Genomic DNA, 16,888 nt, shown 5'->3' with positions numbered 1-16,888 from the left:
TAAATAGGGATTCATTAATCATCTTAATAATATTTAATTTAATTGTTTTCAAAACCTAAATACTATATATGAGAAAACACCTTAATACAATATGAAATCTGATCTGACAAAAATTAAAAATAATCATAGTTTAAAACAAATATTTTTAATGCATTTATAGAGAGTGTGGTTTTACATTTTTAAATTTAAATGTGTTAAAAATAAGATTTCCTTAAAAAGAAGAATGGTAAAAAATATTAGATAAGACTTTTGCAACATTTATAAAAATTGCTCCTAAATAATTGCATAATGATTTTAATACGGTTTCAAAAGGAAAGATTTGTCTTAAATGTAATTTATTATAGTAAATGCATGTTTTACTATATTCTCTTTTAAATAAGTAAAATTTAAAATAATATTTATGGCTTATATAAAATATTTAATAATGTATTTTTTATTTATGAATAATATGAACAAAATGAAAATTATAGAAAGTAATCTTTACATCAAAAATAAAGGAAATAATTTTAAAAAATTAGATTTTTACACGATGATCCAAGATGAAATGTTTTACCGTCAAAAAAGATCAGATCTGTTAAAAAGGAATATGGCATCTCTAAAAAATTTTTCCTTCCTTCCACTTTTTGAAAAACATTCATATATATAGGAGATTGTAAATTTTGTAAGGAGGATGTCTTGAATGAAAAAGGGGAATGATTATTACAATGCACCGTCGACAGAGTTGAAAAAGGGGCTTGAAGCCATGGCATCTGGAAACAAGAATGAGGCATTAATCCACTATAAGAATACCATTTCAATATTGAAGGAGATGATGATCTCATCCGATGAATACAGAAAAGAAAAACTGCAAAGGCAGATAGATATAATAATGAGGGAAATAAAAAAGATAGAAGGTTCACCAGAAGAAAATTCCGAAAATAAATTAAGCGAACTTGAACAACTTGGGATAGAGATAACAAAACCTGATTATCCAAAACTATCAGACGTGGCTGGAATGGAGGAAGTTAAAAAAGAGATAATGGTTAAAACCATATATACAGCGAAGTTTCCAGAGTTGGCCAAAGATTATAATGTATCACAGGGAGGTGGCCTCATACTATATGGGCCGCCTGGAAACGGGAAGACCTTTCTTGCAAGAGCAATAGCGGCTGAAGCTTCTATGACATTTATATATGTTAACCCATCTTCTCTGTTCAGCCAGTGGTTTGGAAATTTTGAAAAAAATATTAATTTACTATTCAGGGGTGCTAGAAAAATACAGCCATGCATAATGTTCTTTGATGAAATGGATAGTCTTTTTCCTTCCCGTGATATTGAAAATTCGGAGGCATCCAAGAGAGGAGTATCCCAGTTTCTGAATGAACTGGGTGGCTTTATGTCAGATGATAGTAACAGGATAATGGTAATGGGTGCAACCAACGTGCCATGGAAGCTGGATCCGGCTGTTACAAGACCGGGTAGATTTGACAGACTGGTATATATACCTCCGCCAGATGAAGATGGAAGATACGGCATATTAAAGATTAATATTGAAAAGATAAAAAAAAGGAGAGATATAGATATTAAAAAAATAGCATCATTAACAAAAGGATACAGTGGGGCAGACCTTGAATATCTCATAAGATATACTGCTCAAAGACTATTTTTAAGAAGTGTTGAGGATGGTTCACCAAGGTTAATGACCACAGAAGATATAATGGAGAGCATGAAGGAAGTTAAGCCCTCACTGACTCCAGGAATAATCGAAAGATATGAAAGATATCAGAGGGAAAGAAATATTCAGTGAAGGGAAGAATAATAATCTTTGAACCAGTAAAGATCCCAAGGATCACAGATTAAAAGGTCCCTTGATGAGAAACCATAATGATAGAGCTTTCCAAGTATGCAGGTACGCCTGTTTTCAAACAATTCCTCATATTCAGCTGGCATTGCGGATGAATAAAAGAGGAAGAAAGCCCTGTATATTGATTGGCTAATCTCATTGTTCAAAGCCTCAAAAGATCCGTAATTTTTTTCAATGTAGCTTCGTATTGTGCTTAGTCCCAGATCAAGAACCTTCTTTTTAATGCCTATTTCAGGATTCTTGGAAAAAAAGTTGTCAACTGTACCATGGTTCATCCTTATGATCACTATTTCAGCATTTTTATTTTCATTTTCAATGGCATCCCTGATGCTTTCAGAATTCATCATATTGCATATGAATATCCTTCCACTGCTTACCAGTGAGATTGTATTTAGAAATGATTTGCTGTTTTTGATTTCGCTTTCATTATTTCCTACACATATTATATTCATACAATATCAGTAAACCCTCACAGTTTCAAGGTTCTTGAGGGCAATTGCCTCAACATTGAGTCTTTGCCTTATAAGCCTTGCAAAATCCTGGGCCTTTTCGTTCTCTCCATGATTTACAAGTATTGTCTTTGGTTTTGGAGACATGGTGCTCAGATAAGCCATAAGCTGTTTCTTGTCAGAGTGACCTGAGAAACCCTCGGCAGTTTCTATATTTATTTTAACATCGTATGTGGTCTGTTTTCCACCATCTGAAAGTGTAACCTTATCTGCGCCTCTCTGAAGCTTCCTGCCTAGTGTTCCCTCTGCCTGATAGCCAACAAATACCAAAGAATGTTTTGGAGAATCAACCCAGCTCTTGAAGAATTCCATGACCGGGCCACCGTTCATCATTCCGGATGTGGCAAGAACGATCTGATTTTCAGTTGAATCACATATTTCCATCCTCTGTTCCCTTGTTTCAACTCTTTTGAATATTTCACTCATGAATGGGTTTTCCCTCTGTATCATTATTTTTTCCCTCAGATCCCTGTTCAAAAATTCAGGATACGCAGCGTGTATAGCTGTGGCTTCCATTATCATACCGTCTAAATAAACTGGAACATTTTTTATCTTACCTGTTCTGATTGCCTCCTCAAGAACCAGCATTACTTCCTGGCTTCTTCCAACAGCAAATACAGGTATTAGAACGGAGCCTCCTCTATCGAATGTTCTGTTAATTATTGAAACAAGGAGTTCTGAGGCATCCTTTCTGGAATGATGAAAATCGTCCTTACCTGCGTATGTGCTCTCAGTCATCAGTGTTTCTACCCTTGGAAATTTATTGTTGGCCATATTGAATAACCATGATTTTTCATACTTGTAATCACCACTCAGTACAATATTGTAAAGCCCTTCACCTATATGCAGATGAACTGATCCGGAACCAAGGATGTGACCAGCATTATAAAATGTAAGTCTCACATCGTTGGTAATATCTGTTGTCTCATTATACCTTAAAACAATTGTTTTTTTAAGTTCTTCCCTAATATGTTTTGATTCATAAGGGGCCTTATAACCCTCCATGTGTGCAACTTTTATGAAATCATTTTGAAGAAGAATTGCAAGGTCCCTTGTTGGCTGTGTCATGTATATTGGTCCTTCATATCCGTATTTATAGAGCATAGGTGCCATTCCGGAGTGATCCAAATGTGCATGTGTGAGAATCACTGCGTCTAGTGTTGATAGTGGCTGTATTTCAGGAATGTAAAGATAGGGTGCACCTTCCCAAGGTTTTTCCCCCGCGGAACTGGTATTCATCATTCCGCAATCAACAAGTATTCTTGAATTGTTGGTGGAGATAAGGGTTGCACTTCTTCCCACTTCCCTGTGACCACCAAGGGCTGTGATTCTGACCCAGGTTTCCCCAATCATAACCGGCGAATTTAATTTCTCTCCCAGGGAGTTGAGAAATTTTTTCCTCTCGTCTTTTACATCCCTTAGATATTCCCTTATTTCCTTAACAGTCCTGCTATGCATTGGAGGAGCCCTTATTATTCTTGGAGACCACCTTGTGAGGTAAAGTATTTTTTTTATATATTCGGAATCCCTTCCTGATATCACAGATGGTTCATCAAGTTCAATGACCATTTCCCCTGTATCTGCCTCAAAATATACTTCCTTAAGACCTGCCTCCTTTGGAATTATGCTCTCTGCAATTTCCCTTGCCTTTTCCTCATTTTCCATTATGGAAGGATCAGGTCTTATTGCAATTCTTCTTCTTATCTCCTGAGCCAGTTTGCTAGCAACCTCATTGCTCTCTCCAAGAAGTTCAGGATTCTTTGTGTATATTACAATGTTTGGCCCCTCGTATACAACATCTGAAACCTCACTATTGGGGTATATTCGTTCCAGAACCTCCCTCGTATTCGCTATATAATCTCTGTATGACATTAAAAAACCTCTGAAATGGTTATAATTTAAAATATAATTTAAAGATTTAATTTAAGTTTTTTTATTCTTTCAAGAACTTCTGTTTCCGGAACTTTCTGGAAACCATCTTTCTTTGTTATTACTGCAAGATCAATCATTCCACCTGAGGCAGAATCCCTTGATTTTGCTGCACTAATGCCCCTTATTGCCAAATTCAGTCCATCGTCCACAGACATGTCTTTCTGATACATACTTTCAAGAACACCGTAAACAAATGGTGACCCTGAACCTGTGCTTACAAATATGTCTTCAACCGCTCCCCCTGCTGCGTCTATTGAGTAGATATGGGGTGATGTATCAACTCCTCCAACAAGCAACTGAACCATGTAAGGATAAAACTTTGACTGGTTCAATATATTTGACAGAAGAGTGGCTGCTGCACCAATGGGCATCTCCATCTTTCGCTGCATCCTGAACAACTCAAGCTCTGCCTTCATATATCTTACAAGAACCTGAGCATCCCCAACAAGACCTGCTATGGTCATTCCTGCGTGATTATCTATTTGATATAGCTTCTGCCCATCCTTGTGTGCAATGAAATGATCCATGGTCACCCTTCTTTCTGTTCCCATTATCACTCCATCTTTGATCACGAAACCAACAGTGGTTGTACCTGTTTCCATTAATTTTTCCATACAAAGCACCTTCTTATTCCTCAAATATGCTGTAATATTAAATGTTTTCTTATTTTTCAAATGTTTTTGTTAAATTGAGGCTTTCTCTTTTCAAAGAATGCCTTTGCCCCCTCAATCTGATCTGGTGTTCCGAACAGATTTGCAAAATACTCCTTTTCGAGATCATACTTTTCATCCCTTCTATCATATACAAGTTTCTTGATATACGAAAGGGATTGAAAAGGAGCATTGCACAATCTTTCAGCCAGTGAAACAGATGCTTCGAAATAATTTTCAGATACCTCATCAATAATGCCATATTCAAAAGCTTTCTGAGCATCAATTCTTTCTCCAAAGCTGATCATCCTGAATGCCAAGGTTCTGCCGGCTATCTCCTTAAGTCTTTGGGTTCCTCCAAAGCCAGGTATGATTCCAAGGGTAATTTCAGGGAGACCCATCTGAGTCTTTGGATGCGCAACTCTAAAATCGCATGCAAGTGCAAGCTCAAATCCTCCTCCAAGTGCGTATCCATGAATTGATGCAATAACAGGCATACTTCTTTCACTGATCTGATCCATCACGTCATGACCCTTTCTTGCAAATGAATATGCAGTTGATTTGTCAAGATTGAGAAAGATATTAATATCTGCTCCTGCACTGAAAGCCTTATTTTCCCCAGTAATTATTGCCACCTTTTTTTCATCCTTAAGGACTTCCCCTATTTCCTCAAGCATCTCTATATTGAGCGGATTTAACGGATTCTCCCTTGCCATTTTTACAATCAGAATTCTTCCCCTTTCCTCGGTTTTTATGTTTTTCACTTTTTCACCTCGTATTTGTAAAATCCCTCACCAGATTTTCTTCCGAGCTTTCCAGAATTTACAAGGTTTCTCAATGTTATTGGTGGCTTAAAACGTGGATCTCCATAATCTCTGTAAAGAACTTCCATGATATCGTAACAAACATCCAGACCTATGAAATCCGCCAGCTCTAGAGGGCCCATAGGATGATTCATTCCAAGCTTCATGCATTTATCTATATCTTCTTTGGATGCAACACCCTCTTCATAGGCTAGAATTCCTTCCCTCAACAAAGGTATGAGTATTCTGTTTGAAATAAAACCCGGAAAATCCTTGGCATAAACTGGTTCTTTTTCACATTCTATGAGAATTTGCTTCACTCTTTCCATATTCTCTTCAGAAGTATCGTTTCCTTTAACTATTTCAACAAGTTTCATCACGGGTACTGGATTGAAAAAATGTATTCCCATGAATCTTTTCTTATTTCTAATTTCTGAAGATAGAAGATTGATGGAAATTGAAGATGTGTTAGTACCTATTATGGCATTTTCGGATACATATTCAGATATCTTTCTCAGTGTTTCTTTTTTTACCTCAACCCTTTCAAAAACAGCTTCAATTACCATTTCCCTGTCTTTCAGATCCTGAAAATTTGTTGAATAAATTATTCGCTGCATTATTTTTTCAGGTGACTCCCTTAATGCACCCTTCTTCTCCAGTCTGGCCAGTGATGATTTTATATTATCCTTTGACCTCTGAAAGATGCTTTCCACCACATCTATCATGATCACGTCATGACCAAATTGAGCAAAAATCTGTCCAATTCCGCTACCCATTGTTCCAGAACCTACAACTCCAATTTTCATTCAAAAACCTCCAAACTTAATGTGTGTCCTCCGCCTCCACCATGGCAGAGTGTGGCAATTCCTTTTTTCATTTTTTTCTCCCTAAGAGCAGTAAGCAGTGTTAAAACGATTCTTGAACCGCTGTTTCCAAGTGGATGACCAATGGCAATTGCTCCACCGAAGGGATTAAAATTTTCATTATCAATACCCAGCTGATCCCTTACGATTATAGATGCTGCTGCAAATGCTTCGTTATGCTCAACTAAATCGAAATCTCTTATTTTCCACCCCTTTTTATCCAAAAGTTCTCTTGTAGAGATAACAGGAGCCTCTATGAAATCTCTTGGATCAAGGCTTGAAGACCAGTATCCTGTAATCTTGCCTATTGGCCTAAGATTTTTTTCCTTAACTGCCTTCTCTGATGCTAAAACCAATGCTGATGATCCATCTGAAATTTGTGATGAATTTCCAGCAGTATGTAAACCGTTTTTATTGAATGATGGATTGAGTTTTGACAGAGTTTCCATGTCTGTCTTTCTTATGCCCTCATCCCTCTCCAGTTCCTCCATCTTTATTACCTCTTTTTGAAAGTGCCCATTATCCCAAGCTTTCTGAGCTCTCTCATAGCTCTGTATTGCAAACTCATCGAGCTGTCTCCTTGTAATATTGTATTTTAGGGCAGTCTTATCAGCATAATATCCCATTGAATTATGATAAAAAGCATCTATTAGTCCATCATTAAAAAGTGAATCTGTGATTTCCTGGGAAATGCCTGAAATCTGCTTAACACCCCACCTAAACCCTGAAGATAGTAAAAATGGTGCATTACTCATGCTTTCGGTTCCTCCTGCCACTATTATATCTCGTTCACCAAGAAGAATCTCTCTGGATGCATTTTCAATAGCAAGCATACCTGATGCACAGACCACATTTACAGTATTTTTCACAACAGTTTCACTTAAACCTGCAATGGTTGAACACTGACCAGCTATATTCTGCCCGTTTCCAGCCTGAATTACATTACCAAAAATTACCTCTTCCACATCTTCTTTTTCTATTCCTGATTTTTTAATTGCACCTTCAATTGCAATTCCACCAAGCCTGGCTGCAGATGTGTTTTTCAGTGATTTGCCAAACTTTCCCATGGGTGTCCTTGCTCCACCCACTATGTAAACATCAGTCAATAATATCGACCCTTAATCCCAATTATGTTTAAAATGTTTAAATTTTTTATATATCATCCCTTTCAACAGATAAACCCCTTGAAATCCAGTCACTGTAACTTCCTGAATAAAGAAGTGGTTTTTTCCCCAAAATCTTCATTGCAACATAATCAACACATGCTGTAACTCCTGATCCACAATATATAACAGGATTGTCACCCAATTTTTTAAAAATTTCAGATAATTCTTCAACTGGTTTGAATGAGCTCTCATCTGACATCAGTTCCTTATATGGAATGTTCAAACTTCCAGGTATTCTTCCAGGTACTGGATCAATAGGTTCCTTTATACCTCTGTATCTCTCATTTTCCCTTGCATCAACAATTGTTATACGACCTCTGTTATCTAAAATAAATTGATGATCTACCTCCATATCTCTTTTTATTTTGAATGTTATTTTACCTTTTTTCCTTATTTTTTGCTCCCCAACTTCAATATCGTATGAAAGTTTTAACCATCTGTTGAATCCGCCCTGCAATATTCTAACATTTTTAAAAGATATCATTTCCATGAGAAAAAATAACCTGCTAGCTCCTGAAAGATTGTCGTCGTAGGCAACCACAACATCTCCACTAGAGAGCCCTATTTTTTCCAGCTTTTCAACAAACTTCTCAAGATCTGGAATGGGATGTCTTCCACCAACCCTTCCCACCTGCCCTGCCATATCCTCATTAAGATCCAAAAACACTGCCCCAGGAATATGTCCTTCAAGAAATTTCCTTTTGCCATATTCCTTATCCATGAGGTTGTATCGGCAATCTATGATAAAATATCCGTCTATATTATTTTTAAGTTCCTCTGGATAAATCAATATATTTGAAAACTCCATAACACTTAATTGCGTAAATTTGATAATTATTTTTCTATTTTTCCTGTAAAGTTGATATGATATAATTTCTTATTGTCTGTAGAACTTCTGGTCTTATTAACATTAGATCATTTTTCATATCTGAAAAGATGATATTCCTGAGGGATGTGCCACTTATTTTTTCTCTAAACTGATCTGAATGTCCGCATTCCCTGTCAGTACAGAAGAGTTCACATTTTTTGCAATAAAATATCTCTTCAATAAAAAGAGGTTTTATTCTGTCTGGTAAATTTTCATTTACATATTGCCATGCTTCATACCTATCATAGAAAGAACCGATCCCACAGGGATCTCTTCCTAATACATAATGGGAGCATCCCATTTTTTCTCTCATTAACATTAGGTGGAGTGCTTCTCTTGGACCGGCATACATCATATTGTAGTTCAATGGTTCAATGATTGCATGTTCACTGTTTAGATAGTTTTTTACGTAAGTTTCGTATGAAGAAATTAAAATCTCATCTGAAAAGTCTCCAGTCTTTTTAATTCCCAAAACTGGATTGAGAAGAATTCCATCGCATAAATTAAGAACTATTCTGTGAATTGCCTCATGACCCCTGTGTGGAAAATTTCGAGTCTGGAAACCACACACATCTCTCCATTTTTTATTTTTGAACATACTTTTAATAGAATTGGCATGCCTCTGTGGATATTTGAAATATTTTTCAATTTCACCATATTTCAAAATTTTTCCCCCTATGAAATAACAAGGAAGATCAATCCAACGGCTCACTCCTGGGTGGGATTTATCAAGTGTTTTAAAAATTCCATGTATCAGATTGCGTTTATCACATGTGAATTTTTCATACACATCAATATCTGCTATAAAATCAGACTTGTAAAATATGGAATGTGTCCCTTCCCTTAAAGATATGAAAGTAATTTCATCAAGGGGAAAAAGTAAAGGAATAGGTTGTATTTTATCATTTACATCCCTTGAATTATTTAAAATTGAAGTGGTATCGTCCAATCCATTAAAATATTCTGAGTAATAACCGCATTTCATGGCGTATATTTTGGTTATTATGTCAAAACTAAAGTAATTTCCAAGTGCATCAATATTCAAAAATATCACCTTCTGTGAAGACCACATTCCCTGTCAGATCCAGACTCCCACCACCATCTTCCCTCCCTTTCCGTTTCATTTTTTATTAAAAATCTTGTGCAGGGTTGACATCCAATACTTTTGTAGCCTCTGTAGTATAGAGGATTGATGGGAACCTGAAAACATTCAATATACTCTTTAACTTGATCTGAACTCCAATCTATCAGTGGATTTATTGTTGTAAAACCGTTGATCACTTCCTCCTCTTTTAGGTTTTTGCGGTTCTCAGTCTGTTCCTTGCGAATTCCGGTTATCATCGCCTTCATTTTTCTTTTAATTTGAGCTAGTGGTTCAACCTTCCTGATATAGCAGCAAAGATCCCTTTTTTCTTTTGATTCAAAAAAAAGATTGGGGCCATGATTTTCAACCATCTCCCTTATTTTATTCGAATCACCATAAATAAAATGGATATTTATTCCGTAATTCTCCTTTATGAATTGGATTAAATCGTATGTTTCCTGAAACAGCCTTCCAGTATCTATTGTAAATATTTGAATGCCTATTCTATTTTTTTCTATTTCGTTGAGTATTATCATATCCTCCATTGAAAATGAACAAGAGAAAAAAATTTCACTACTAAATTTATTTTCTGCATTATTCAGTGTCTCCCTTAGCTTAATGCACAATTCATTCAGAGTTTCCTTTCCTTCCATATAATTGTAATATTGATAATTGGATTTACTTTGCTAAAGTTGAAAACAGCTACAAAATTGTTTTGATTTTCCTATAACATAATATTAAATCATTTATTTTATTGTGAGATTGTGAAATTTTTAGAGAACGAATTTAAATCTCATTTCGAAAAATCGGATGACAGATCAATTACAATGTGCCTGGATAAAATGTATCTAAAAAATTCAACCATAGGTTTGCTATCTACTTTTTCTACTTATGTTAAATTTGGATGGGGGCTTCCCCTTCTCTTTGATGAAAAATTTATCTCTGACAGAATTAGAGTAATAAAAAAACACAACTCTGGTGTTTGTAATGGAGGCACATTACTTGAAATAGCATCAGAGTACGGAAAATGCAAAAATATAGTGGAAAAATTGATTAGTATTGGTTTTACACACATTGAACTGAGTGAGGGTATTAACAATTTGAAAAAAAGTGATAAAAAAGAGGTTGGAGAGATTTGTAAACAGAAAGGTATAATCCTTGTAATGGAGGTTGGAAAGAAGGTTAAAAATAATCAACTCAGCCTAAGGGAAACCATCAATTCAATAAATGAAGCGTTGACATATGAGCCGGATCTCATTATTATAGAAGGGCGTGAGTCAGGAAAAGATGTTTCTATTTACGATTCTGAGGGGAATATAAAATGGACATGGGTTGAGGAGATTCTTGACAATTTCAAAGTAGAAAGACTGATGTTTGAAGCTCCAATGGAAAGCCAACAAATAGAATTTATAAAAAAACTAGGAAAAAATGTAAACCTTGGTAACATACTACCTGAATCTCTTATATCTCTTAAGTCTCAGAGACTTGGAATAAGAGGGGATTCCCTCAGTATAGAGAATACAATGGGGGAATTTGAAGCAAGTCCGGCCACAAAATTTGTTTACCATGTGATTTGTAATTCCATTAAAGCTGATCAAAATCTCATCATGAGAATAACAGGTTTAAAAAGAAGGACAGTATGTAATTCAATAAATGAACTTATAAAATTAGGAATGATAAAGGAAACACTTGATCAATCAGACCTGAGGAGAAAATTTTATACTGTGGTCAAGCATTAATGTGAAAAATTTTCATAAAAATCTTCTCTCTTTGCATATTTATTCCAATTGGAAAAAATATTTATGAGAAAATTTTGATAAATAATTATGAAAAAAGAATATATATTCATAGTAATATTAGTGGCTGCAATAATTGTAGGTTCTTTTGTTGCCTTCAACTTTGTACAATCTAAAAGTACCTCTGATTCACAGGTCCTTAAACTTGGTGTGTATGAAAAAGTAACATCAAATGATCTTATTTCAAACAATCAAAACCACATATATTTCATTTCCTGGTACGGATGTCCAATAGGTGCCGACAATTCATGGGTTCTTTATGATCTTATTAATTCTAGCATGAATGGAAATGGCACCCAATATGTCATACCACATCAGTCAATTGCCAATACTCCCGGACTTCTTTTCTTAAAAGGTAAACCTTATGACAATATTGGAGAAAATTTCACATTTTCATATGCAGGAGTTCCGTTTTGTTTTACATCCATCTATCTCTACAATCAAACACTTACAGGAATGTATAACAATCAATCATTTGGTAATATAAGCAAGAATACTTATAATATTTCAAGAATTGATGACGGACTTGCACTACTTCAAAAATATCTTCCTTCTTCAGTATACAATGTTGCAAAGCAATACGAGACTGAAATACCACTTGAAAACCACACCGAATCCATTGCCAATCTTTCAGGACATCTGGTTACAATGCTTATAATAACAGGTCCTGATGGTACATTTGTTCATTTCTTTTTCATGTTCCCATCATTCTCAAGTGGAGTAATGGCCTCCACCGTATTGAGTGATTATATGAAAAACCAGCAAATTCAAAGTGCTGAACAGGAACTAATTTTGATAATGGGAGAGGCAGACACAGCCTGCGCCTGATAAAGTAAAAATTTATCCTATTATTTCATGAATTGTGAGAATATTATCTCCATCTAATATTTCCTTATTTAATCCTTTATGTGACCTGATAAAATCTTCGCTTTTGAGCCATGCATTAAATGATTCCAAGTTCTCCCAGTAGGTTTCTACGATATAATCTTCCCCCTTGATTGGCCTCATAAAATTAGTTCTCACAAAACCTTCAATTTTTTTAATATTTTTCTCTCTTTTTATAAAGGAATCTTCAAACTCTTTTTCCCTACCCTTTTTTACTCGGATATGATTCTGTGTAACAATCATATATAAATATTGGTCGTTCCTATTTAAAAATTTTTTTAATAGGTGTTCATCTATCTTACTCATAGGAAAATTTTTTAAATTTAATGCGGGAACCGGGATTCGAACCCGGGTTAAGGGCTTGGGAAGCCCCTGTGATAACCACTACACTATTCCCGCTCAAGTTTCATATAGATAAAAAATTAATAAATAATTCTAAATGTGAATGGTACTTTCAGTACCATCCTCTTGCTTTCATTGCGTCTGCAACTCTTTTAACTGCTATTACATATGCTGCAGTCCTTGGATCAACTTTGTATTGATCAGAAGCTGCAAGAACTGCCTCTGCAGCAGCAGTCATCTTTTTATCAAGTTTTTCATAGACCTCGTCAAGTGTCCAGTAATATCCACCTATATTCTGAACCCATTCGAAGTATGATGTTGTCACTCCTCCAGCATTGGCCAGGAAATCTGGGAGAACAAGAACATTGTTTTTAAACAATATCTCATCTGCCTCCGGAGTGGTTGGTCCGTTTGCAAGCTCAAGAACTATCTTCGCCTTTATTTTTGATGCGTTGTCACTTCTTATCTGGTTCTCAATTGCCGCTGGAATTAGAACGTCCACATTTAGTTCAAGAAGTTCTTCGTTAGAGATGTTCTTAGCTCCTTCAAAATCCTGAACACTTCCGTGTTTCTGTTTGTGCTCAAGAAGTTTTTCAAAGTCCAATCCTTTTTCAGAATAGATTCCTCCCTTTGTATCTGATATTGCCACAACCTTTGAGCCAAAATGTTCCTTAACAAGTTTCATTGCAAACTGTCCTGCATTTCCAAACCCCTGAATTGCCACAGTAGCCTTTGATAGATCAATATTCTTCTTCTTTGCCCCTACCTTGAGGACGTACATTCCCCCCTTTGCTGTTGCGTCTCCCCTTCCTTCAGATCCGCCAACAGTAAGTGGCTTGCCCGTAATAACACCAGGAGCAGATTTTCTAACTATGTTCTCGTATTCATCCATCATCCATGCCATTATCTGAGGTGTTGTGTAAACATCAGGTGCAGGAACATCAACCTCGGGCCCTATGAATTCACCAAGTGCCCTAACATAGGCTCTGCTTAACCTCTCAAGCTCTCCAGCACTCATCTTCTTTGGATCGCATATCACTCCACCTTTTGCTCCACCAAGTGGAATGTCCACAACTGCAGTTTTCCATGTCATCCAAGCAGCAAGAGCCTTAACTGTTGAAATAGTCTCCTCAGGATGAAATCTAATTCCACCCTTTGTGGGTCCTCTTGCATTGTTGTAGTGAACCCTAAACCCTGTGAAAACCTTAACCTTTCCGTCATCCATCCTCACAGGAAGACTTACAGTCATTATCTGCTGTGGTTGCTTTAATATCTCAAGAGCCTGCTGGTCTAGTTTCATAACCTTTGCAGCTTTTTCAAGCTGTTTAACGGCTATGTCAAAAGGATCTAAATCTTCTGCCATTAAATCACCTTAGGCGTTTGGGTATTTAACCAATGAATTAAACCTTTATGCATTTTTTAATTTCATATTTCATAATATGGTGTTTCATATAAAAGCCGTTACCTCTAATTCAACCAGGGCGTCTTTATTTGAAAAAGAACATACAACAGTTGTCCTTGAAACGGGGTTTTTTCCAAAATATTTCTCAAATAGATCATTCATTTCTTTAAAATTATCAGCTGAAGAAAGGTAAACAACTACTCTTACCACTTTTTCCATGGAACTGCCTGAATGTTCCAGGATTTTCTTGACGTTTGAAATTGCTTTCTCAAACTGTAATGTAAAGTTCCCTAAAGTTTCCTTTGAAACGCCAAGCTGACCTGACAAAAAAACCAACCTGTCAAAAACTGTAGCATGTACGTATGGCCCTGCTCTCCCTAGATCTTCAACAACTACTGTTTTTTTATCCATAATATGAATATACTTTGTTATTATTTATTATTTTTTTATATTACACCGGAGGGTTTTTCCTTAATAAATGGAAATTCATAGTATTTTGAGTATAATGAAGTGGCAATAAAACCAGAGAATGAAAAAATACCAAAAAATATTAAACCTGAATATACGCCGTACAATCCTGACAGAATTCCAAACCCAAAGATTCCAGTAATACCGCCCAGCCTTCCAATCATCTGAGAGAAGCCTTCTCCACTTGCCGAGTGTCTTGTTTCATAGGCATCAGCAGGAGCTATTACGGTTGTTTTATCTGGCCCCATAGCACCAAAGAAAAAAGATGTGAATAAAAGAGAGAAAATCAAAATGTAATTTATATTAGTGTTGATATATCCTATTGAGCCCAATATCAAAAGTGGGATGGCCCGACCAAGAAAGCCTATTTCTTGCAATCTAAGAATGGCAATTTTTTTTATTAGCCAAACAGTTACAAGGGCCGCGGGGATTGTGACCATTTTAGTTATGAGGCTAAAATAATCTGAAACAGGATTTGATACAAATAGTATTACTGCGAAAAAAGCAGGTAAAAACACTGAAAAACCTTGATCTGACACCTGATATGAGAACCATGAATAGCTGTAAAACGCTATTCTTATTTTCTTATTACTGAAAAAGTCCTCCATTATATTTTTCATGCTTTTTCTACTTTCATTCTTCCATTTTTTTGATTCAGGAAGGAAACCTCTTAAGAAAATGAATGGCAGTGAGATAACTGACCCAGAGAGAAGAATGTACCTCCAACCATCAATTTCGAAATAAGTGTTTAGCAATGTTCCAAGTCCATATGCAACAATCATTCCAAAATTGGCGGCAAATAGAATAACTGCCATGTTTCCTTTAGAAGAACTTTCCTCACTTAACTCTTTTATGTATGGAAATGCAACTGAAAAATCCATACCGATTGCAAAACCAACAAATAATCTTGATATAAACAGTGTTTCAAAATTGAATGATAATGCAGCAAAAGTTTCGAATATAAAATATCCTATAATATCGACGGTTATCAATGACTTTCTTCCAAATCGATCAGAGAAAAGACCGGATGGGAAAGAACCTATTGCTGCACCCATAATAGAGGAAGCTGCAATTAAAGTTATCTGATATGTCCCAAGGCTGAACTGTTCACTTATTGGTTTAATTCCAACCGAGATTGCGGCAATATCAAAAGTAGAGATGAAGATGCCACTGCCAAGAATTAAAATGTATATGTTGTTGCTTCTAAAATTCATGTAAGGTTTCCCTTACAGATATTTACAATTGGTATTAAAGATTTTTTCTTATTGATTTTACAGCCTCTCCCATATTTTTCAATTTTTTATATGCCACATCCCTTGATCTTGTCCTTAGTCCGCAATCCGGGTTAACCTTTATAAGTTCCGGAAAAGGCATTAGTTTCATTGAGTATTCCAGCCTATCTTTAATTAATTCTTGACTCTCCAAATCATCAATATGGACATCTGTTACACCTATTCCAAGGAATTTCTTTTTATTCAAAGTTTCATTCATTTCATTGAACCTTTTTACGTCATAGTAACCCTTTCTTACATCATCTGTCAAGCCTCTGTTAAGGCTATCTCTGTTGGCAAATTCAAGATTGTATCCGTCAACCTTCAAATCAGGCATAACATTAAATAGCATTCCATAGTCAGAACTGTAACAGACATGTATTGATGATTCTATTCCATCTATATTTGAAATTGTTCTGTTTACTGAATTCACAACTATATCCATCTCGTCAGGATGAGTGGTTGCTGCTGGTTCATCTATTTGAATCTCTAGTTTTCCAGTTTTACCATTCTCCCTCCAGATTTTAAGAAGATGGAGAATTTCTTCCCGAAGTACCCTGGCAAAGGAATCTGCAAGTTCAGCCCTGTCCCTATAATACTCATTAAATGACCAGTCCATCATGGTGTAAGGACCAGTAACTGGAATCTTTATGTTTTCCCAACCCTGTTTAATCAGGAATTTTAATTCATCTTCAAGAGGGTGATACTTCAAATTCAGTAATCCTTTCACACTTCCTTTTTTATAATATCGGTTATCAAATGATCTGACCGGCCCATAAAATTCTATATTTTGCATCGCTATGGCGAAGTTCTCATACATTTCCCATCTAAACATTTCGCCACCAACCCCTATATTATCAATACCTGCTTTTTCAAAAAGTGAAATCGTTTCTATAGTTGCCCTTTCAGCCTTGCTTTTGAATTCCGGTGTTCCAAAAGTTTTATGGAATACACTGCTCAGATATTCAGGCTTCCTGAAACTCCCTATCTCTTGTAATATCAAATT

17 protein-coding genes and 1 tRNA gene are annotated in these 16,888 nt (G+C 35.8%); 3 read left to right on the top strand and 15 right to left on the bottom strand.

Annotated features, from left to right (window positions below; all coding sequences use genetic code 11):
• Positions 1-679: 679 nt before the first annotated feature.
• Positions 680-1,786, top strand: coding sequence for an ATP-binding protein (locus tag ACNF4Z_RS00620; protein WP_458327302.1), 1,107 nt, complete (start codon positions 680-682; stop codon positions 1,784-1,786).
• On the opposite strand, the gene ACNF4Z_RS00615 is transcribed toward ACNF4Z_RS00620, so the two are convergent.
• The 9 genes from ACNF4Z_RS00615 to ACNF4Z_RS00575 are packed head-to-tail and all read right to left on the bottom strand — an operon-like array spanning position 1,780 to position 10,371.
• Positions 1,780-2,295: a hypothetical protein gene (locus tag ACNF4Z_RS00615; protein WP_458327301.1), complete on the bottom strand. Its 516-nt coding sequence runs from the start codon at positions 2,293-2,295 to the stop codon at positions 1,780-1,782. The two genes, ACNF4Z_RS00620 and ACNF4Z_RS00615, sit on opposite strands and share 7 nt — an antisense overlap.
• Before the next feature lie 6 nt (positions 2,296-2,301).
• Entirely contained in the window at positions 2,302-4,224 is a 1,923-nt protein-coding gene (locus tag ACNF4Z_RS00610; RefSeq protein ID WP_458327300.1) for a beta-CASP ribonuclease aCPSF1, read from the bottom strand.
• Between the two features lie 38 nt (positions 4,225-4,262).
• Positions 4,263-4,898, bottom strand: coding sequence for an archaeal proteasome endopeptidase complex subunit beta (psmB, locus tag ACNF4Z_RS00605; RefSeq protein ID WP_458327299.1), 636 nt, complete (start codon positions 4,896-4,898; stop codon positions 4,263-4,265).
• Positions 4,899-4,954: 56 nt separating this feature from the next.
• On the bottom strand, positions 4,955-5,698 hold the full coding sequence (locus ACNF4Z_RS00600) for an enoyl-CoA hydratase/isomerase family protein (RefSeq protein ID WP_458327298.1): 744 nt from the start codon (positions 5,696-5,698) through the stop codon (positions 4,955-4,957).
• Complete coding sequence (locus ACNF4Z_RS00595; protein ID WP_458327297.1) at positions 5,695-6,543, bottom strand: 3-hydroxyacyl-CoA dehydrogenase family protein; 849 nt, start codon at positions 6,541-6,543, stop codon at positions 5,695-5,697. Before ACNF4Z_RS00595 ends, ACNF4Z_RS00600 begins: the two co-directional genes overlap by 4 nt.
• Positions 6,540-7,706: an acetyl-CoA C-acyltransferase gene (locus tag ACNF4Z_RS00590; protein WP_458327296.1), complete on the bottom strand. Its 1,167-nt coding sequence runs from the start codon at positions 7,704-7,706 to the stop codon at positions 6,540-6,542. Before ACNF4Z_RS00590 ends, ACNF4Z_RS00595 begins: the two co-directional genes overlap by 4 nt.
• Positions 7,707-7,752: 46 nt before the next feature.
• Complete coding sequence (locus ACNF4Z_RS00585) at positions 7,753-8,574, bottom strand: sulfurtransferase (protein WP_458327295.1); 822 nt, start codon at positions 8,572-8,574, stop codon at positions 7,753-7,755.
• 34 nt (positions 8,575-8,608) lie between these two features.
• Entirely contained in the window at positions 8,609-9,679 is a 1,071-nt protein-coding gene (locus tag ACNF4Z_RS00580; RefSeq protein ID WP_458327294.1) for a sulfate adenylyltransferase, read from the bottom strand.
• Positions 9,680-9,684: 5 nt separating this feature from the next.
• The gene (locus ACNF4Z_RS00575) at positions 9,685-10,371 is read right to left on the bottom strand and encodes a phosphoadenylyl-sulfate reductase (RefSeq protein WP_458327293.1); all 687 of its coding nucleotides are present in this window, start codon (positions 10,369-10,371) and stop codon (positions 9,685-9,687) included.
• Positions 10,372-10,482: 111 nt separating this feature from the next.
• Here ACNF4Z_RS00575 and ACNF4Z_RS00570 point away from each other — a divergent pair, with 111 nt between their 5' ends.
• The gene (locus ACNF4Z_RS00570) at positions 10,483-11,457 is read left to right on the top strand and encodes a phosphosulfolactate synthase (protein WP_458327292.1); all 975 of its coding nucleotides are present in this window, start codon (positions 10,483-10,485) and stop codon (positions 11,455-11,457) included.
• 87 nt (positions 11,458-11,544) lie between these two features.
• Positions 11,545-12,342 carry a DUF929 family protein gene (locus ACNF4Z_RS00565; RefSeq protein WP_458327291.1) on the top strand — a complete coding sequence of 266 codons (798 nt, stop codon included), beginning with the start codon at positions 11,545-11,547 and terminating at the stop codon, positions 12,340-12,342.
• A 12-nt stretch (positions 12,343-12,354) separates the two neighbouring features.
• Here the strand turns inward: ACNF4Z_RS00565 and ACNF4Z_RS00560 are convergent, their stop codons facing one another.
• From ACNF4Z_RS00560 to ACNF4Z_RS00535, 6 genes are all read right to left on the bottom strand, one after another.
• Positions 12,355-12,642: an antibiotic biosynthesis monooxygenase family protein gene (locus ACNF4Z_RS00560; RefSeq protein WP_458327290.1), complete on the bottom strand. Its 288-nt coding sequence runs from the start codon at positions 12,640-12,642 to the stop codon at positions 12,355-12,357.
• A gap of 84 nt (positions 12,643-12,726) precedes the next feature.
• Positions 12,727-12,798, bottom strand: a tRNA-Gly gene (locus tag ACNF4Z_RS00555).
• 55 nt (positions 12,799-12,853) lie between these two features.
• Entirely contained in the window at positions 12,854-14,104 is a 1,251-nt protein-coding gene (locus ACNF4Z_RS00550; RefSeq protein WP_458327289.1) for a Glu/Leu/Phe/Val family dehydrogenase, read from the bottom strand.
• 84 nt (positions 14,105-14,188) lie between these two features.
• The gene (locus ACNF4Z_RS00545; protein ID WP_458327288.1) at positions 14,189-14,554 is read right to left on the bottom strand and encodes a RidA family protein; all 366 of its coding nucleotides are present in this window, start codon (positions 14,552-14,554) and stop codon (positions 14,189-14,191) included.
• A gap of 35 nt (positions 14,555-14,589) precedes the next feature.
• Positions 14,590-15,825, bottom strand: coding sequence for an MFS transporter (locus tag ACNF4Z_RS00540; protein ID WP_458327287.1), 1,236 nt, complete (start codon positions 15,823-15,825; stop codon positions 14,590-14,592).
• 34 nt (positions 15,826-15,859) lie between these two features.
• The gene (locus ACNF4Z_RS00535) at positions 15,860-16,885 is read right to left on the bottom strand and encodes a methionine synthase (RefSeq protein ID WP_458327286.1); all 1,026 of its coding nucleotides are present in this window, start codon (positions 16,883-16,885) and stop codon (positions 15,860-15,862) included.
• Positions 16,886-16,888: the final 3 nt, after the last annotated feature.

The sequence above is a fragment of the Caldiplasma sukawensis genome, assembly GCF_052315375.1.
In the GTDB taxonomy this organism is placed as follows: Archaea; Thermoplasmatota; Thermoplasmata; order Thermoplasmatales; family Thermoplasmataceae; genus Cuniculiplasma.
Note: the sequence above shows the minus strand (reverse complement) of the source record. Positions and strands in the feature narration are given on the sequence as shown.